14 protein-coding genes are annotated in these 17,602 nt (G+C 63.6%); 5 read left to right on the top strand and 9 right to left on the bottom strand.

What is annotated here, in order from left to right; translation table 11 throughout:
* Nucleotides 1-206: 206 nt before the first annotated feature.
* The 8 genes from A4R29_RS24010 to A4R29_RS23975 all read right to left on the bottom strand — a co-directional run bounded on the left by A4R29_RS24010 (nt 207) and on the right by A4R29_RS23975 (nt 10,393).
* Nucleotides 207-2,237: a bifunctional metallophosphatase/5'-nucleotidase gene (locus A4R29_RS24010; protein ID WP_063173041.1), complete on the bottom strand. Its 2,031-nt coding sequence runs from the start codon at nt 2,235-2,237 to the stop codon at nt 207-209.
* Nucleotides 2,238-2,424: 187 nt separating this feature from the next.
* Nucleotides 2,425-2,802, bottom strand: a complete 378-nt coding sequence (gene omp10, locus A4R29_RS24005) for an outer membrane lipoprotein Omp10 (protein ID WP_013529730.1) — start codon at nt 2,800-2,802, stop codon at nt 2,425-2,427.
* 184 nt (nt 2,803-2,986) lie between these two features.
* Nucleotides 2,987-4,432 (bottom strand): homospermidine synthase, encoded by a 1,446-nt coding sequence (locus tag A4R29_RS24000; protein ID WP_013529731.1) that lies wholly within the window; start codon nt 4,430-4,432, stop codon nt 2,987-2,989.
* A 130-nt stretch (nt 4,433-4,562) separates the two neighbouring features.
* Nucleotides 4,563-5,516: a heme-dependent oxidative N-demethylase family protein gene (locus A4R29_RS23995; RefSeq protein WP_063173040.1), complete on the bottom strand. Its 954-nt coding sequence runs from the start codon at nt 5,514-5,516 to the stop codon at nt 4,563-4,565.
* A gap of 3 nt (nt 5,517-5,519) precedes the next feature.
* Nucleotides 5,520-6,182 (bottom strand): aminotransferase class IV family protein, encoded by a 663-nt coding sequence (locus tag A4R29_RS23990; RefSeq protein ID WP_013529733.1) that lies wholly within the window; start codon nt 6,180-6,182, stop codon nt 5,520-5,522.
* Nucleotides 6,131-7,276, bottom strand: a complete 1,146-nt coding sequence (locus tag A4R29_RS23985) for an aminodeoxychorismate synthase component I (RefSeq protein WP_063173039.1) — start codon at nt 7,274-7,276, stop codon at nt 6,131-6,133. The genes A4R29_RS23990 and A4R29_RS23985 overlap by 52 nt, the downstream gene beginning before the upstream one ends.
* A 182-nt stretch (nt 7,277-7,458) precedes the next feature.
* A complete protein-coding gene (locus A4R29_RS23980) occupies nt 7,459-8,199 on the bottom strand; it encodes a hypothetical protein (protein WP_063173038.1) in 741 nt (246 codons plus the stop codon).
* A 361-nt stretch (nt 8,200-8,560) separates the two neighbouring features.
* Nucleotides 8,561-10,393, bottom strand: coding sequence for a M3 family oligoendopeptidase (locus tag A4R29_RS23975; protein ID WP_063173037.1), 1,833 nt, complete (start codon nt 10,391-10,393; stop codon nt 8,561-8,563).
* 175 nt (nt 10,394-10,568) lie between these two features.
* Between A4R29_RS23975 and A4R29_RS23970 the strand changes: the two genes are divergently transcribed.
* The 3 genes from A4R29_RS23970 to A4R29_RS23960 all read left to right on the top strand — a co-directional run bounded on the left by A4R29_RS23970 (nt 10,569) and on the right by A4R29_RS23960 (nt 14,708).
* On the top strand, nt 10,569-12,104 hold the full coding sequence (locus tag A4R29_RS23970) for a sigma-54-dependent transcriptional regulator (protein WP_024502726.1): 1,536 nt from the start codon (nt 10,569-10,571) through the stop codon (nt 12,102-12,104).
* Nucleotides 12,105-12,513: 409 nt separating this feature from the next.
* Nucleotides 12,514-14,340 carry a peptidoglycan L,D-endopeptidase MepK gene (mepK, locus tag A4R29_RS23965; RefSeq protein ID WP_024502725.1) on the top strand — a complete coding sequence of 609 codons (1,827 nt, stop codon included), beginning with the start codon at nt 12,514-12,516 and terminating at the stop codon, nt 14,338-14,340.
* Between the two features lie 176 nt (nt 14,341-14,516).
* The gene (locus tag A4R29_RS23960) at nt 14,517-14,708 is read left to right on the top strand and encodes a hypothetical protein (RefSeq protein ID WP_013529739.1); all 192 of its coding nucleotides are present in this window, start codon (nt 14,517-14,519) and stop codon (nt 14,706-14,708) included.
* A gap of 87 nt (nt 14,709-14,795) precedes the next feature.
* On the opposite strand, the gene A4R29_RS23955 is transcribed toward A4R29_RS23960, so the two are convergent.
* A complete protein-coding gene (locus tag A4R29_RS23955) occupies nt 14,796-15,434 on the bottom strand; it encodes a 2-dehydro-3-deoxy-phosphogluconate aldolase (protein WP_063173036.1) in 639 nt (212 codons plus the stop codon).
* 311 nt (nt 15,435-15,745) lie between these two features.
* On the opposite strand from A4R29_RS23955, the gene trhO reads away from it, so the two are divergent.
* Both trhO and A4R29_RS23945 read left to right on the top strand, forming a co-directional pair.
* Complete coding sequence (trhO, locus tag A4R29_RS23950; protein WP_063173035.1) at nt 15,746-16,666, top strand: oxygen-dependent tRNA uridine(34) hydroxylase TrhO; 921 nt, start codon at nt 15,746-15,748, stop codon at nt 16,664-16,666.
* A 115-nt stretch (nt 16,667-16,781) separates the two neighbouring features.
* A complete protein-coding gene (locus A4R29_RS23945; protein ID WP_063173034.1) occupies nt 16,782-17,519 on the top strand; it encodes a tellurite resistance TerB family protein in 738 nt (245 codons plus the stop codon).
* The last annotated feature ends 83 nt before the right edge of the window (nt 17,520-17,602 follow it).

Raw genomic sequence — 17,602 nt, 5'->3', positions numbered from 1 at the left:
ACCTAACCATCTTGCGCGCGCATTCAATGCAGCGTCTGGCCGCACCTTAAAGCGGATTGTCCGAATGGATTCAGACGACCCGCTTTAAGTCTTTGTTTTATGCATGTCGTTCTCCCAAAACCGAGGTCACTTTTGGGCGACATGCCCGAAAACAGGACGCCCGTCCGGTTTTCGGACGGGCGGTGTCATTCAGGCATATAAGCGAGCTATTTCGGCGGGATGGTCAGCGTTGCGCCGACAGGAAGCCGGCGGGGTTCGTAGCCCTTGTTGGCGCCCGAAATGACCTTCCACCTGGCGCCGTCGCCATAGGCCTTCTTGGCCAGATCCCAATAGGTGTCGCCGGCAACGATGACATGGCTGGCTTCCGCTGGCGCGGCCTCAGCAGGCTTTGCCGGCTCGGCCGGTGCCGGCGCGGCTGGTTGCGCTGGCGGGGGAGGTGCTCCTTCCGTCGATATGGCCGGTGGTGTGTTGGCGATATCGCCCGAGTTGGCCGGCAATTCAGGCATTGCCGGTGCCGCTTCGGCAGGCTTGGCGGCTTCAGCCGGTGCGGGCGCCGGGGTGGCCGGTGCCGCTTCGGCTGGCTTGGCCGGATCGGTTGCCGGGGCCGCAGGCGCCGCGGCGACGGTCGCGGCTATTTCGGTGATGCGGCCGTCGAGCTTCGGCGTGTAGGGCCGGTGGGCGCCGAGATAGTCGGCAACCACCTGTTCGAGGCCGGGGCCGTAGTCGTAGGCATTCCTGGCCTTGTCGGCAAAGACCTTGTAGCCGTCGCCGCCCTGGCGAACATAGTTGTTGGTGGCGACCAGATAGTCCTTGTCCGGCTTGATCGGCGTCCAGGCACCGCCTTCCATGACCTCCACCGATTTGACCCGGCCGGCATTGGGCGCAACGGATTTGTCGAAGGAATATTTCAGGCCGGCGACCTGGGGGAAGCGCCCGGCGCCGTCCTCGACCTGACTGAGACCGCCCTCGAGGCCGGCCACCAGATCCTTGCCCGAAATCTGGAAGGTCGCCAGCGTGTTCTGGAAGGGCAGCACGGTCAGCACCTCGCCCATGGTGACGGTGCCCTTGTCGATCGAGGCGCGCAGGCCGCCGCCATTGGAGATGACGATCTCGACGCCCTGTCCCTTGACGCGGTCGAGGATGGCGTCGGAGACGAGATTGCCCATCGCGCATTCGCGGGTGCGGCAGCTCTCGCGACTGCCGTCGATGACGTCGGTGGTTTCGGCCACTTCCTTGTTCTTCAACGCCTCGATCGGCGCCCCAAGCTCCTTGATGCGGGCGAGCACGGCCGGGTCGGGGGTGATCGACTTGTCGAGATAGATCGGGTCGCCGCTGGCCGATTTGACGACGCCATTGTCGTCGAACACCACCTTGAACTCGCCGAGATATTTCGAATAGGAGGCCGCCTGCACCACCGGCACCTTGTAGCCGTCCGGATTGTCGACCATCGTCGGGTAGGGGCCTTCCGCCTTCGGATCGGTGTTCGACAGCAGGGAATGGCTGTGGCCGCCGACGACGACATCGACGCCCGGGATCTTGGCGATGACGTCACGTTCGCGCTTGTAGCCGATATGGGTCACGGCGATGATCTTGTTGACGCCTTCGCCTTTGAGCTTCTCGACTTCGGCAGTGATCGACTTGACGTCGTCCTCGATGGCGACGTTGGGACCCGGCGAAGCGAGGTCCGGCGTGTCGTTGGTGATCGCGCCGATGATGCCGATCTTCTGGCTGCCGACCTCGACGACAACAGATGGCTTGACGCGGTCGCCGAGCTTGGATTGCGCGTTGGCCTTCACATTGGCGCCGAGCACGGGGAACCTGATCATGTCGAGGAACGGCGCCAAGGCGGCCTCGCCGTCGTCGAATTCATGGTTGCCGAGGGCCATGGCATCGAACTTCATGTCGTTGAGGAATTCGCCTTCGACCTTGCCCTTATAGGTCGTGTAGAACAGCGAGCCCTGGAAATTGTCGCCGGCGCTGAGCAGCAGCACGTTCTGGCCTTCCAGCTTCTTGCGTTCCTGGGCAATCGCGGTGATCAGCCGGCCCGCGCCGCCGATGCACTCGCCCTTGGTCTCCTCGTCCGCCGAGCAGGTCGATTCATATTTGTTGTTGCCTTCGATGCGGCTGTGCCAGTCGTTGATATGCAGGATGTTCAGCGTGTAGTCGGCAAAGGACGCGCCGGCCGACAGGCCGAGGGCTGAGGCTGACAGGGCTGCAATGGCGGCAAGCTTCTTCATCTTCGTCTCCCGGAAAGCTGATCAGAGGCCATTAGCGCTCTTGCTTGACTGGAACATAACAGCCGGCGCTTTGGCCATGTTCCCATCGCGTTCCGGATGACGCAAGCGGAATTCGGGACCCTTTGCCGGCACAAAAAAGGACGGCGGCCAACCAGCCGCCGTCCTTGGAAAACGAATGGTCGTTGGTTCAGACGCGCCTTGTCAGCACGAAATTCTGACCGCTGGAGCTCGTGCAGTTGAGCTGGCTTGTCGACACCATCAGGCAGTTGAAGCTGACCGCGGTCTGGCGGATCAGCGAGGTGCCGTTGATCTGCACCGATGTGGCGCCGGTCATCGTGTAGCTGCCGTCGGCAAGCTTCTGGCCGGTGTCGGTGGCTACCGTCGTGAAGGTGCCGCCGGTGAAGGTCGACAGGCCGGTGCCCTTGGCGTCGATCCACGAGCCCTCGACGCCTTTCGGCGCCGCTGCCATCGGCGGTTGATCGGGGCCGCTGGTCGCACAGGCGGCGAGCATCGCCGCAATGGCACCCGCCACGCTCATCGAAAGAATTTTGCGCGCAATGATCATGTGAAAATCCTCTCCTCTCGCATCGGCCCAAAAATCGGAAATCGATTTTCGACAAGCACGAGGCGTGCATCCAAGTTTCCAGAGCGACGTGCGTCCAGATGAATACGTATCGCTATGGTCCGCATCCCTTCAATCGCCCGATTTCCGGGCGATTGCAAGGCAGTGAGGCAGGTGGGCGGTGCTGCTATCGCACAAGGATGTTGCGGAACTGCCACGGGTCGTTCCGGTCGAGGTCTTCCGGGAACAGGCCGGGACGGTTATCGAGCGGCGTCCAGTCGGTGTAGTAGCCCTTGACCGGTCCGAGATACTGGGACTGCACTTCCAGGCACCGCCTGTAGTCCATCTCGTCGGCTTCGACGATGCCGGCCTCGGGATTCTCCAGCGCCCAGACCATGCCCGAGAGCACCGCCGAGGTGACCTGCATGCCGGTGGCGTTCTGGTAGGGGGCCAGCTTGCGCGCCTCGGCGAGCGACAGCTGCGAGCCGTACCAGTAGGCATTCTTGTCGTGGCCGTAGAGCAGCACGCCGAGTTCGTCGACGCCGTCGATCAACTCGTTCTCGTCGAGCACATGATGCACCGGCTGAGGCTTGCCGGCGGCGCCGAACATCTCGTCAAGCGACAGCATCGCGTCGTTGCAGGGATGATAGGCATAGTGGCAGGTCGGGCGGTAATGCACCTTGCCCTTCTTCGAACGCACGGTGAAGAAATCGGCGATAGAGATCGCCTCGTTATGCGTCACCAGCAGGCCGTATTGCGCGCCGGGCGTCGGGCACCACGAGCGCACGCGCGTGTTGGCGCCCGGCTGCTCCAGGTAGATGGCTGCCTTCGAGCCGTGCTTGTGCTTCTTGGCGTTCTTCGGCATCCATGTCTCGTGTGTGCCCCAGCCAAGTTCCGCGGGCTGCAGGCCCTCGGAGATGAAGCCTTCGACCGACCATGTGTTCCAGAACACATCCATCGGTTTCGGCTTCTTGGTGCGCTGGGTGTCGCGTTCGGCGATGTGGATGCCCTTGACGCCTGCCTTCTTCATCAGCTTGGCCCAGCCCTCGCGGTCGTCCTGCGCGGGCTCCGAGAACTCCAGGCCAAGATCGGTGGCGAGATTGACCAACGCCTGCTTGACGAACCACGAGACCATGCCTGGATTGGCGCCGCAGGTGGAGACCGCCGTGGCGCCGCCGGGCTTGTCGTGCTTTTCCTTGAGCAGCGACTCGCGCAGCGCGTAATTGGTGCGGCTGGCGTTATCGGCCTTGGCGTCGAAATAGAAGCCGAGCCACGGCTCGACGACGGTGTCGATGTAGAGCACGCCGAGCTTGCGGCAGAGCCGCATCAGGTCCACCGAGCCGGTATCGACCGACAGGTTGATGCAAAAGCCCTGGCCGCCGCCATTGGTCAGAAGCGGGGTCAGGAGCTTCTTGTAGTTCTTCTCGGTCACCGCTTCCTGGACGAAGGTGATGCCGCGCTCGTCGAGCAGCTTGCGGTCGGTGTCGCGCGGATCGATAACCGTCATGCGCGACTTGTCGAACTTGAAATGGCGTTCGATCAGCGGCAGCGTTCCCCGGCCGATCGAGCCGAAGCCGATCATCACGACAGGGCCGCTGATCTCACCGTAAACGGGCCAGTTTTCATTCGCCATTTTATCGAGTACTCCTTCAAAACCCAGGAAACTGGGAAAACGCGCACACAAAACCGGGCATCTTTGCCCGGCGGCCATGCGCTACATCACAGATCATTGTCACAAACCAGCGAAAAGCGCCAACCAGCGATCAGTCGTCATTGGCCATGTGGTTAAGGACCGTCATCAGCCGATCACGGTCCGATGTCAGGCCCTTGTAGTCGAGCTGGGCGAGATCGAGTGCTTCGAGCTGGGCGGCGAAAGACACCGCGAGCTTCGCCCGATCAGGGTGCCTGGCCAGCACGGCGAGCGGATCGAGATGGATGCGGATGGTGAACAGGATATCGCGTGAAACAGGCAGTTTGCGCAGGGTTTGCCGCTCGACGCGAATGAAGGCATGGGCGTCGATGTCGCCATCGGGAAAGCGCGACGGCCGGTTGGTGGCGCGGTCGATGCGCTGCAGGTCGGAGAGCGGATGGTAGAGCGCGTTGTCGGACTGGATCGACCAGTTGTAGCGCTCGACGGCCTGCCCCTGAAGGCCATCGAACATCCGGTTGATGAGTTCCGCCGGACGCGTGCCCGGGCCGAAACCCGGCACCGGCGCGTGGATGTCCTGCAGCGGCTTGCCGAACTTTTCCAGGAGCGACCAGGAGGAGGGAAAGCAGAGCGAGCCGGCGACCAGCCGCCAGCCGCTGTCACTACTGCGCATCAGGATCAGGTCTTCCTGGACGAGCAGTGAGGCTTTGGCCAGCGGCGCATCGGCGAGGGAAGCAGGCAGACGGCTCGCCGCGCCCGCCACCTCGACGCCTGATCCGCCGAGCCGATGGGTTTCGGGGAACCTCTCCGGGAGATGCGCGGCGAGCAAGTCGAGCACTTCCTGCTGGGCGTCGCGCGTGCCGTCCTCCTCGACGAAAACGCGCTCTGGGATTTCGGCATAGAGCCGGTGCTTTTCGGCGAGATACGGCAGCAGATGGCAATCGACCTCGATCCAGGCCGCCGGGTCGAGCGGCTTCAGCCCGATGCTGAACAGTTTCGACGAGCCGTCATAGGGCGTGTGGGTGGGCAGCGTATGTTTTGGGGGTGTGTGAGTGGGCACGGACGTCATGTCTCAGGTCAGTCTTGCGGGGATCAGTCCGCGCAGCGAATTGCCGACGAACAGGGACTTGGCGGATTTCAGATCGTCCAAGCTGTAGATCGCTTCGCGGGCGCGGCCTTCATCCAGAAGCTGCGCGCGCAATACGCCAGGCAGCAGGCCGCAATCGAGCCGGGGCGTCGCCAGCACGCCGTCGCCGAGATCGGCAAAGACATTGGTGATCGTGCCTTCACAGATCTCGCCACGCTCGTTGGCCATAAGCACCTCGTCGGCCTGCGTGATGAGGTGTTCGGCACGGGCACGCGTGTAAAGCTGTCGCCGGCTGGTCTTGTGGCGCAGCAGCGTGTCGTTCGAATCGAGCCTCGTCCGCGCCAGCCGCAGCATCCAGACTTTGTCGGCGGCGAGCGGTTCATAAGGCTGCGCCGAGGCCGTCACCTCGCCATCGTGCGACAGGACGAGGCGCGTGCGCGTGGCAACGCCGGAACCGCCGACCGCGCTGCTCAGCGCCTCGCCGACCGTGCCTGGATCACAGCGGAAGCCGAGTTCCGCCGCCGAGCCATAGAGGCGCGCAAGATGACGATCGAAGCGCAGGAAGCCCGAGCCGGGTTCCCAGCGCATGGTCTCGATCAACTGAAAGTCGGCGGTGTTCCCGTCGCGAAGCGCGCTTTCAGCAGACACTCCTGATACTCCTCCTGCGCCGTCGAATCGAAGACGACGCCGCCTCCGACATTGTAGACGGCCTCGCCGCCCGAAAAGAGCGAGATGGTGCGGATCGCCACGGAAAAGCGCATCGGGCCGCCGGGCGCGATCCAGCCTATGGCGCCGCAATAGGCGTCGCGGGGCGTGCCTTCCAGGTCGCGCAGGATCTCCATGGCACGGATCTTAGGCGCGCCGGTGATCGAACCGCAAGGAAACAGCGCCGCAAAGATCTGGCGGATAGAGAGACCCGGCAGCAGTTTGGCCCTGACGTCGCTCACCATCTGATGCACGGTCGGGTAAGTCTCGATGCGGAACAGCGCCGGCACGTCCAGCGTGCCCACCTCGCTGATCAGCGAGATATCGTTGCGCAGGAGATCGACGATCATCCGGTTTTCGGCCTGGGTTTTCTCGTCATTGCGCAGGAAGATCTTCTGCCGTTCGTCCTCGGCTTTGGTGGCGCCGCGCGGCGCCGTTCCCTTCATCGGATGCGTCTCGATCATGCCCTCGGCGTCGATCTCGAAGAACAGTTCAGGCGAGCGCGACAGCACGATGGGTTCACCGAGCGCGATCAGCGCGCCATATTTCACCGGCTGACGTTCAGTCAACGCATCGAAGGCGGCCAGCGGCTCGCCTGACCATTGCGCGTGCACGGGAAAGGTCAGATTGCCCTGGTAGCAATCACCTTGCCGGATGTGCTGGTGCAGCCGCGAGAAGCGTTTTTCATAATCCTCGGGCGACCACGTCGCACGGGCGTCGAAGATCGGGCCATTGGTCGCCGCCGTATTGCGCGGCGGCACCGCCTGTTCGACCGGGGCATCGAAAACCCCAAGGCACACGAGTGGGGCGCGGCGTCCATTCGGCAGCAGGGGAACGAGCTTGGGTTCGAGCAAGTAGCCCGCCTCATACGAGAAATAGCCGGCAAGCCATTTGCCTGCATCATGCGCGGCTTGTGCTGCTTCCAGAGCCGGCCCGAAATCGCCTGCGTCGTGCGCCACGATGATATCGGCCGGCCGGTCGAAAACGAGCTGGCGCGCGCTTTTGTCATTGCGAAAAATTGCGGCGGGCAGGGACATGGGCACCGAATGCTGCGGTCAATGAAGCCATCAACCGCTCTATATGGGGTGCCGCCCGTGCGCAATCGAGGGAACGGCACGCTGCCTCTTAAAGCCGACCTTTGGGCCAACTCAGGAACCAAGAGCAAACGGCGACGCCGATATGGCGCCGCCGCTTGCAATCTTCAGGTCGTGCCTGGCGATTAGCTGTTGCTGGAGGTTCCGGCTGTTGGAAACTGCTTGGCGAATTCCTTCTCGTTGCCGGCGGCGAGCAGCTTGGCCTGCTCGATCCAGCGTTCGCGCGCGATGCGGCCATCGAAATTCATGACGTCTTCGATCCGTTTGATATCGGCCGCTGTCCAGGACGCGATCTGGGCGAAGCTGGTGACGCCTTGTGCCTTGAGCAGTTTCTCATTGACCGGACCGATACCGATCAGCCGACGCAGATTGTCGGGCTTTCCGGATGCTGGCTTGGCTGTTGCAGGCTTGACTGTTGCAGGCTTGCTCGTTGCGGATTTGGCTGGAGCCGAGGTTTTGGTGGCGACGGGTTTCGCCGCCGGCTTGGCAGGGACCGCCTTGGCAGAGACCGCTTTCGCAGCGGCCGGTTTGGCCGTCGCGGGCTTTGTGGTGGCGGATTTGGCCGTCGCGGGGGTCGACATCAGGGCCGCCGGCGCCTGGCTTGCCGGTTTTGCCGCGCTGCTTCCGGCGGCAGGTGCGGCCGACGCTTCGCGCAGCCGGCGCTCAAGGTCGGCGCGGGTCTTGCCGCATGCATCGAGTTCGCCGGTCAGGCGGTCGCTGTCGGTGCGCAGCCTGTCGCGTTCGCTGCGTGTACGGTCGAGATCGCCGCGCAAGCTGTCGAGTTCACCGCGCAGGCGCCCCCAAAGGAACCAGCCGACCAATACGCCTATCAGGAACGCCAGGACCACGTAGAAAAAAGTGCCCATTGTCTCTCTCCAGTCAGATCCGTCTGCCGTGGGTCATGATCTTCGGCGAAGGACTACTCTTGGTGGTTCCGCGGTAAGCAGAACAGCCGGCTTCGGTTCGAGCTGTCGGCGATCGGCTTTGCTTGCCCATGGCCAACGGCCGTTGTCGCGTTCGCCTGAGCGCCACGGCCGGCTGAGATTTCTCCTCGCCGATCCGCATGCGCTCCGGCTGAGCTTGGAGCGAAGGCTATCATAGAGCTTGTGGAAAGCTATCGGAAAACTTCGGTGGAGAGTACTTCAAGAACAGATATTTAGGGCGATAGTAGAGCTGTCCCAACATGCATTCCGGCTAAACTGTTAGAGCGACGCCTGGGGGCGCATTTCAAGTGTCAAGCGCTTCCAGCTCGTCGATCAGGCCACCGATGACGCCAAGTCCGATCTGCCAGAAGGCGGGATCGGTGGCGTCGAGCCCGAAGGGCGCCAGAAGCTCGGAATGATGTTTGGTGCCGCCGGCGCGCAGCATTTCGAAATACTTGTCCTGAAAGCCGCGCTCGGCGTTCTGGTAGACCGCGTAGAGCGAGTTCACCAGGCAGTCGCCGAAAGCATAGGCATAGACATAAAAGGGCGAATGGATGAAGTGCGGGATGTAGGTCCAGAACACCTCATAGCCTTCGCGCAGCTTGATGGCGGGACCCAGACTTTCGGCCTGCACTTCGAGCCAGAACTGACCGAGCCTGTCGGAGGTCAGTTCGCCGTTCTTGCGTTCGGCATGCACCTTGCGCTCGAATTCATAGAAGGCGATCTGGCGCACGACCGTGTTGATCATGTCCTCGACCTTCTGGGCGAGCATGGCCTTGCGCTCGCGCCGGTCGGTGGTCTGGTCGAGCAGCGAGCGGAAGGTCAGCATCTCGCCGAAGACCGATGCCGTCTCGGCCAGCGTCAGCGGCGTCGAGGCCATCAGCGCACCCTGGCCGCCGGCCAGCACCTGATGCACGCCATGGCCAAGCTCGTGCGCCAGCGTCATCACATCGCGCGGCTTGCCCATGTAGTTGAGCAGGACATAGGGATGCGCCGACGGTACGGTCGGATGCGCGAAGGCGCCAGGCGACTTGCCGGGCCGCACCGGCGCGTCGATCCAGTTCCGGTCGAAGAAGGTTCGCGCGATCTCGGCCATGTCGGGCGAAAAGCGCTGATAGGCGGACAGCACGGTGTTCCTGGCCTCGTCCCAGCCGATGATCGCCTGGGGCGTATCCGGCAACGGCGCGTTGCGGTCCCAATGGTTCATCACCTCCATGCCCAGCCAGCGTGCCTTCATCGCGTAGTAGCGGTGCGAGAGGCGCGGATAGGCATCGCGAACGGCGGAGGCCAAGGCGTCCACCACACTGCGCTCGACGCGGTTGGCCAGATGGCGTGAATCGGCGATGTCCTCGAAGCCACGCCAGCGGTCGGATATCTCCTTGTCCTTGGCCAGCGTGTTGGTGATCAGCGTGAAGGTGCGCAAGTTCTTGCGGAAGGTCGTGGCCAGCGCCTCGGACGCCCGGCGGCGCACCTCGCCGTCGGCGTCCTGCAGACGATTCAGCGCCGGCTCCAACGTCAGTTCCTCGCCGTCGATGTGGAAGCGAAGGTCGGTCATCGTCTCGTCGAACAGGCGGTTCCAGGCGCCGCGTCCGGTGATCGACTTTTCGTGGAAGAGCTGCTCGACGCGGTCCTCGAGCTGGTAAGGCTTGTCCTTGCGCAGATCGAGCACCCATGGCCGATAGTGGCCAAAGGCGGGATCGCCGGCGAGCGCGCCTTCGATCGACGCATCGTCGATCAGGTTGAGTTCGAGCGCGAAGAACAGAAGGTGCGCGCTGGCGTCGGTCATCTTCTCCTGGATGTCGCCATAGAGCTTGGCGCGCTGGGGATCGGCGGTGTTTCCGGCATAAACCAGTCCCCCATAGGAGACGATGCGGCCGATCAGTTCCTCCAGCGCCTCGTAGGCGACAAGCGCCTCGCCCAGCCTGCCGGCGCTGCCGCGCTCGGCTTCGGCGGCCAGCGTACCCTTCCAGCGGCTCTCGAAGCTGGTGGCATCGGTGGCGGCCTTGGCGATGTCGCGCTTCAGCTCCGGCGCGTCCATGCCGGCATAGAGGTCGGCAAGGTTCCATTCCGGCAAGTCGCCCAGCTCGGCCGCGCCTTGACCCGACGCCGGCGCCGCCAGCCGCCGTGCGGAAACCATGTGCCCAGAATCCCTATGCATTGCCGACACCTTCCGTGGCCAAGGTTCAAGGAGAAACGAGAAGCCGGTCAAATCCTAAGGAATTCATTCACCGGGTTTTTTGAAACCTTATTTAGAACCCTGTGCCAAGATGGTCCACAGGGCAGAATTCCTCGGGCGGGCAGTCACACCAGTCATGACAGGTTCCATACTCATAGTCGATGACGATCCGGTGCAACGCCGGCTGCTCGAAGCGGCGGTGACGCGGTTCGGCTACAGCGCAATCGTGGTCGACGGCGGCGCGGCCGCTCTCGACATCCTCGATGGACCCGGCGCCCGCGAGGTGTCGGTGGTCATCCTCGATCTGGTCATGCCCGGTCTCGACGGTATCGGCGTGCTGAAGGCGATGCGCGAGCGCGACATCAACGTGCCGGCGATCGTGCAAACCGCGCAGGGCGGAATCGAGACCGTGGTTTCGGCGATGCGTCATGGCGCCTTCGATTTCGTCGTCAAGCCGGCGTCTCCCGACAGGCTGCAGGCATCGATCGGCAATGCGCTCAAGGTCGAGGCCGTCGAGGGCGAGGTCAAGCGCACATCGCGCCGGCGCGGCGGCCTCCTGACCTTCAAGGACATGATCACGCACAGCCCGGCCATGGACAGGGTGATCCGTCTTGGCCAGAAAGCGGCGGCATCCAACATCCCGATCCTGATCGAGGGCGAGTCCGGCGTCGGCAAGGAACTGGTGGCGCGCGCCATCCAGGGCAGTGGCGACCGCCGCACGAAGCCCTTCGTCACCGTCAATTGCGGCGCCATTCCAGACAATCTGGTCGAATCGATCCTGTTCGGTCACGAGAAGGGCTCGTTCACCGGGGCCACCGACAAGCACACCGGCAAGTTCGTCGAAGCGCATTCGGGCACGCTGTTTCTCGACGAGATCGGCGACCTGCCGCTCGACGTGCAGGTCAAGCTGTTGCGCGCGGTCCAGGACGGCGAGGTCGACCCGGTCGGTGGGCGCTCGACCGTCAGGGTCGACATCAGGCTGATTTCGGCGACGCACCGCAACCTCCTACAGCAGGTCAAGGACGGCAAGTTCCGCGAGGATCTGTTCTACCGGCTGAACGTCTATCCGATCTTCGTGCCGCCGCTGCGCGACCGCCGCGACGACATCCCGTATCTGGTCACCCATTTCATGGAGAAGGTCGCGCCGGCCGACCCGCACCGTCGCCTGCAAGGTATTTCGGCGGCAGCGCTCGCCGTGCTGCAGGCCTATGACTGGCCCGGAAACATCCGGCAGCTCGAAAACGCCGTCTTTCGCGCCTCGGTGCTTTGCGAAGGCGATGTGCTTGCCGCCGAGGACTTCCCGCAGATCCGGGCGCAAGTGGAAGGCACCGTCAACCTCGATATGGATGGCGACGCGCCGTCGCCGTCCTTGCCTTTGCAGGCGCGCGATGACGAAGCCTTGCCCGGCGAGGGCGGCCCGGCAATCGCGTTCGATCCGCCGGCAAGGCTGCAGCCTCGCTTCGGCACGTTGCGGGCGCTCGACGAGCGCGGCAATGTGCGGGCACTTGCCGATGTCGAACTCGAGATGATCAAGCTTGCCATCGATCACTACAACGGACAGATGAGCGAAGTCGCCCGCCGACTCGGCATCGGCCGCTCGACGCTCTATCGCAAGCTCAAGGAACACGGCATCGATCCGGAGACAGGCCGCGTCGATCGACTAGCCTCCTAAGGGCGATGCCGGGCTGAGCTTTGGCCCGGCTTCCGGCTTTGCCACAAGGCCGGCGCCAGCTTGCAATGCCACAACGGGCCTTGTATCGCCGTTTCAGCGGCATTGTGGCTGTCCCGTGGACAGCTCTGTTCACGCATTAAGGCTAGCGGTAACAGATCGTGTTCGGGGCGAAGGCGAAAATCTGATCTAAACCAGCGGTTTACCAAGAAACCTTGTGAACAATTTTTGACGGGATATCGCCACGGTGTTACCGCATTTCGGCTTCAATAAGCGATGATTAACCATTAGGATCGATATTCGGGTGTGCTAATGCCACATCCGTTTGGACAAATCCGGGGACAAACGGCAGCCTGCAAGGCCTTTTGATTTGAACAGAATCGAACGACACACAAACAGGCGGCACCATCATTTGAGCGTCTGGCCGAAGTGGCTGGCAGTGTTGGTTGTCGCTTTTGGTTTTGTTGCCGCGGCTGCGAGCGGAGCCAGCGCCGAAACACGGTCGCTGAAGCTTTATCATCTCCACACCCATGAGAAGGCCGAGATCGTCTACAAGCGCAACGGCCGCTACGTCCCCGAAGGTCTCCGCAAGATCAACATCATTTTGCGCGACTGGCGTCGCAACGAGCCGACCAAGATGGATCCGCGCCTGCTGGATCTCGTCTGGGAGGCGTATCGGGAAGCAGGTGCCACGGACTACATCCAGGTCGTCTGCGGCTATCGCTCGCCGTCGACGAACTCGATGCTGCGCAGCCGCAGCAGGGGCGTGGCCGAGAAGAGCCAGCACATGCTCGGCAAGGCGATGGATTTCTATATTCCCGGCGTGCCGCTGAAGAAGCTGCGCAACATCGGCCTCAAGATGCAGGGCGGTGGCGTCGGCTACTATCCGTCATCGGGTTCGCCGTTCGTCCACATGGATGTCGGCAATGTGCGCCATTGGCCCGGTATCAGCCGCCAGGAACTGGTCTCCCTGTTCCCCAATGGCAAGACGCTGCATGTGCCGAGCGACGGCAGGCCGCTGCCCGGTTTTGAGCAGGCGCTCGCCTCCTACAAGGCGCGCAAGGGATCGGGCTCGCCGGCCATCGAGATGGCCAGTGCCGGCGGCAGCAGCAAGAAATCGGGTGGATTCCTGTCGGCTTTCTTCGGTGGCGGCGGCGACGACGAGGCCGACGACAGCGCCGATGTCGAGACCGCTTCGGCCGCCCCCCCGCCCAAGGCGAGAAACCTGAAGCCGGCAGCGGCGGCCAAGACCAGCAACCTCCCGGGCATCGCCATCGTGGCGCCGGAGAATGCGCGGCGCGCCGAGATTCCGCAGGTGACCGAACAGCAGGCTCCGGAGCCTGAACAGGACACGCCGGAGACGATCATCGCGGCATTACCGGCCCGAAGCATTCCGCTGCCGGATTTCGCACCGCGGCCGAAAGCCGATGTCGGCGCGCAGCAGCCTGAGAATGTTCCCTTCGCGATGGCCGAGGCGACAGCCACCACCGAGCAGGCCGTGGCGACCGCGCATGCGCCGGCGAGCGTTCCTTTCGGCATGGCCGATGCAACGGCTTCGGCTGATGCGACCCAGGTCGCGGTCAACAACATACCGTTGCCGACATGGCGTCCCGACAATTCGCTGCCGGCCGCTCTGGCTGCGCCGCCCAGCAAGGATGTGCTGATGGCGCTGGCCGAGACGGCCGACCAAGGCAAGACCGCGACCGATGCGTTCTCGGTGCTGCCGACGGCGCGGCCCGAGATGGCCAGGCCGGACGCGGTCAAGGCCGTGCTCGACGAGGCCAATGCCCAGGTCGGTGCGGCCGATTACCAGCTTGCTTCCTTGTCCGGGTCCGAGCCGCGTTCGGCGTTCAACGATCCGGGCACCAACACCGCATCGCCGCGCGATGCTGTCGTGGCCCGCCCAGTCGGTTCCGATCCGGCCGCCGCGATCGGCGCCGGCGTCAAGACGACGCGCAAGGAATCGAGAGCCACCGCCCGCGACCTGAAGCCAGGCCCCAAGGCCATGGTGGTTGCAGCCGCACCGCAGGCCGCCCGTTGGGCCTTGACCAGCGGCGAGCAGGTCGCCACCGTTTCAAGCGCGACGACGGCGCCGGGTTACGCCTACAGCATCGTGCACACGCCGCCGAGCGAGGTCTATACCGCTGGCTTCCAGCCGAGCAGCCAGGTGGCCGATGCCAATCGCTTCACCGGCAACGCCGTCAAGTTCATGTCGGTAGCCCGCTTCCAGACCAAATGACGGCAAACCAATCGACAAAGCCGCGCCGGGCAACCAGCGCGGCTTTTTGCTGCGTGGCCGGATCCGGTCGCGCGGCCCGCCGGCTTCCGATCACACCGGCCTGACATTGCCGTGATCGTGGAACGCCTCGGGCCGTCAACGGTTTCTCCCTCGTTCGTTCAAACCCGGGGATACCCATGAAGAAGATTCTACTGGCATCGGTCATCGCGTTGGCAACCGCTTCGGCGGCCATCGCCCCTACGCAGGCCGAAACCATTGTCGTCAAGACCCACGATCACATGCACATGAAGAAGCACTGCCGGACCAAGGTTGTCACGACCTGGAAGCATCATCATAGGGTGGTCAGGGAAGTCAGGGTCTGCAACTGATCCAGCCAAGGCAGGCCTGGAAAAAACATCCGGCGGAAACCCGGTCGACGCAAGTCGGCCGGGTTTTTCCATGCCGCCATGAAAGCCTTATTTTGTGAGCTTGCTCGCCGCGCGCGCCAAGGCTTCGATCTCGTCCCATTTGCCGGCCTTGACGAGGTCGTCGGGCGCCACCCAGGAGCCGCCGACGCAGACCACGTTGGGCAGGCTGAGATAGTCAGCTGCGTTCTTGGCCGAGATGCCGCCGGTCGGGCAGAATTTCACATCGGCGAGCGGCGAGGCGAAGGCCTTCAGCGAAGCGATGCCGCCCGACTGCTCGGCCGGGAAGAATTTCAGAAAGCGCAAGCCGGCTTCGCGCGCGGCCATGATCTCGCCGGGCGTGATCGCACCGGGCAGCAGCGGAACATCGCTGGCGGCGGCTGCCGACAGAAGCTCGCGGGTGATGCCGGGGCTGACGATGAAGCGCGAGCCCGCGGCGGCAGCCTCTTCGAACTGCCTGGCATCGAGAATGGTGCCGGCGCCGACGATGGCTTCCTCGACCTCACCAGCGACCCGCCGGATCGCTTCCAGCGCGTCGGCGGTCCTCAGCGTGATCTCGATCGCAGGCAGGCCGCCGCGCGCCAGAGCGCGGGCCAGCGGCACGGCATTGGCGACATCGGAGATCTTCAGCACCGGGATGACGGGCTGGCCGTTCAGGAGCGACAGAAGTTTTTCGGTCTTGCTGGGCATGTGTCTCTCCGTGGCGTGGGACAATTCAACCGATTAGCAGAAGGCCGTTTTCCTGTCCACGAAACCGGCCGTGTCGCGATGTCACGCGTCGCCCATACTCGCCAAGCCCAAGTTGACAAGGGTGGCTGCCGGCTCGATGGTGCCGACAGCTTTGGTCCCGGTGGCTTTTCAGGATAGGAATTTTTTCTTGACTCCCTGATCTCAGCTATGGTACAAATTCACCCATGGTGCAGATTTGCGCCAGTGACCCGCCGAACAGGATGCCTGCTTTGCCTTGAATCGGCTTGCTCGAGCGTCTAGTGGCTTCGGCGATGACATCACTTCCATTCCTTCGCGTCGCCGCGCTCTACCGGTTTGCCCGGCTCGACGCTTTCGAAGAACTGCGCGCGCCGCTCGCCGCATTCTGCTGCGGGCGCGGCATAAAGGGCACGCTGCTGCTGGCGCATGAAGGCATCAACGGCACCGTCGCCGGCAGCGAGACGGCAATTGCCGAACTGATCGCGTATCTCGAAGCCATCGAAGGGCTTGCCGGACTCGAGGTCAAGTACAGCGCGGCCGCGGACATGCCGTTCCATCGCATGAAGGTGCGGCTGAAGCGCGAGATCGTCACCATGGGTGTCGATGACATCGATCCTTCGAAAAGTGCCGGCACCTACGTTGCGCCGGCCGACTGGAACGCTCTGATTTCGCAGCCCGGCACTGTCATCATCGACACGCGCAACGCCTATGAGGTGTCGATCGGCACGTTCAAGGGTGCGATCGACCCGGCCACCGCAAGCTTTCGCGAGTTCCCGGCCTGGGTGGAAACGCACCGGGCGGAGCTCGAAGGCCGCAAGGTTGCGATGTTCTGCACCGGCGGCATACGCTGCGAAAAGGCAACCGCCTATGTCAAATCGCTCGGCTTCGAGGATGTCTTCCATCTCAAGGGCGGTATCCTCAAATACCTCGAGGAGGTTCCGGCCGAACAGAGCCTCTGGCAAGGCGAGTGCTTCGTCTTCGACGAGCGGGTTTCGGTGTCGCACGGCCTTGCCGAGGGTGACGCGGAACTGTGCCGCGCCTGTCGCCACCCGCTGACGCCGGGCGAGCTGACGTCGCCCAAATTCGCTGCCGGTATTTCGTGCCCGCATTGCTTCGATGCGCGTTCGGACGAGGACCGCCAGCGTTATGCCGAGCGCCAGCGCCAGGTCGAGCTTGCGCAGGCGCGGGGCAGAGGGCCGCATATCGGCTCCTGATCCAGCATCGTGCTGCTGCAAAGCGGCTGCCTGTCATTGCAATGTCAAGTTTCGGGACCTACGTCTTCGACGTTCGAAACCCGCCCGTTGGCCGGGCAAATCCTGGAGGCACTGAATGTTCGATCCCAAGAAGCTTCTCGACGATCTGCTCGGCTCGCAAATCCCCGGCACCAGCGGCACTGTTCGCGACAAGGCGGGGCAGGCCGTGCAGATGGCCAAGGACAATCCGCTGGCCGCCGGTGCGCTGGCCGCGGTGCTGCTCGGAACCGGTACTGGCCGCAACGTGACGGGCGCCGCAGTGAAGCTTGGCGGACTGGCCGCGATCGGCGGCCTCGCCTACAAGGCCTACCAGAATTACAAGGCCGGCAACGCGCCCGCGGAAGCACCGGCGGCCAGTGAACCGGAATTGCTGCCGCCGCCCAAGGATACCCCCTTCCACCCGTCGCAGGCGCCGCAAGGCGAGGACGAATTCACGCTGACCCTGGTGCGGGCGATGATTTCGGCGGCGAAAGCCGATGGCCATATCGACGATGAAGAGCGCCAGAAGATCGCCGGCAAGCTCAGCCTGGCCGGCATAGGCTCCGACGCCGAAAAGTTCTTGATGGCGGAGCTGGCAAGCCCGCTCGACCTCGACATGCTGGTGGCCGGCGCCAAGACCGATGCGCAGAAGCTCGAACTCTACACGGCGTCGCGCCTGACCATCGATCCCGACACACGCGCCGAGCGCGGTTATCTCGACCTGCTTGCCGGCCGGCTCGGCCTGCCGGACGCGCTGGTCGACCATGTCGAGGCGACGGTTTCGGCGGCCAAGGTGCCGGCCAAGGCCGGGACGTCACCCAATCCGCGCTGGTAGGCCAAAACGGCACAGGGGGCACTTTCCGGGTTAACCGCTCATTAACCCAGCAAGCGCATCATTCAACCCAGTCGGATCGGCTT

The sequence above is a fragment of the Mesorhizobium ciceri biovar biserrulae genome, from assembly GCF_001618845.1.
Classification (GTDB): Bacteria; Pseudomonadota; Alphaproteobacteria; order Rhizobiales; family Rhizobiaceae; genus Mesorhizobium; species Mesorhizobium ciceri.
The sequence above is the reverse complement of the archived record's forward strand: the minus strand, read 5'-3'. Positions and strand labels throughout refer to the sequence as shown.

Bases quoted from the DNA above. Each gene is read 5' to 3' on its own strand.
- A4R29_RS23980 (WP_063173038.1), bottom strand. From the start codon at position 8,199: ATGGGCACTTTTTTCTACGTGGTCCTGGCGTTCCTGATAGGCGTATTG.
- A4R29_RS23945 (WP_063173034.1), top strand. From the start codon at position 16,782: ATGTTCGATCCCAAGAAGCTTCTCGACGATCTGCTCGGCTCGCAAATC.
- A4R29_RS23975 (WP_063173037.1), bottom strand. From the start codon at position 10,393: ATGGTTTCCGCACGGCGGCTGGCGGCGCCGGCGTCGGGTCAAGGCGCG.
- A4R29_RS24000 (WP_013529731.1), bottom strand. From the start codon at position 4,432: ATGGCGAATGAAAACTGGCCCGTTTACGGTGAGATCAGCGGCCCTGTC.
- trhO (WP_063173035.1), top strand. From the start codon at position 15,746: ATGACATCACTTCCATTCCTTCGCGTCGCCGCGCTCTACCGGTTTGCC.
- A4R29_RS24010 (WP_063173041.1), bottom strand. From the start codon at position 2,237: ATGAAGAAGCTTGCCGCCATTGCAGCCCTGTCAGCCTCAGCCCTCGGC.
- A4R29_RS23985 (WP_063173039.1), bottom strand. From the start codon at position 7,276: ATGTCCCTGCCCGCCGCAATTTTTCGCAATGACAAAAGCGCGCGCCAG.
- A4R29_RS23960 (WP_013529739.1), top strand. From the start codon at position 14,517: ATGAAGAAGATTCTACTGGCATCGGTCATCGCGTTGGCAACCGCTTCG.
- A4R29_RS23955 (WP_063173036.1), bottom strand. From the start codon at position 15,434: ATGCCCAGCAAGACCGAAAAACTTCTGTCGCTCCTGAACGGCCAGCCC.
- A4R29_RS23995 (WP_063173040.1), bottom strand. From the start codon at position 5,516: ATGACGTCCGTGCCCACTCACACACCCCCAAAACATACGCTGCCCACC.
- omp10 (WP_013529730.1), bottom strand. From the start codon at position 2,802: ATGATCATTGCGCGCAAAATTCTTTCGATGAGCGTGGCGGGTGCCATT.
- A4R29_RS23970 (WP_024502726.1), top strand. From the start codon at position 10,569: ATGACAGGTTCCATACTCATAGTCGATGACGATCCGGTGCAACGCCGG.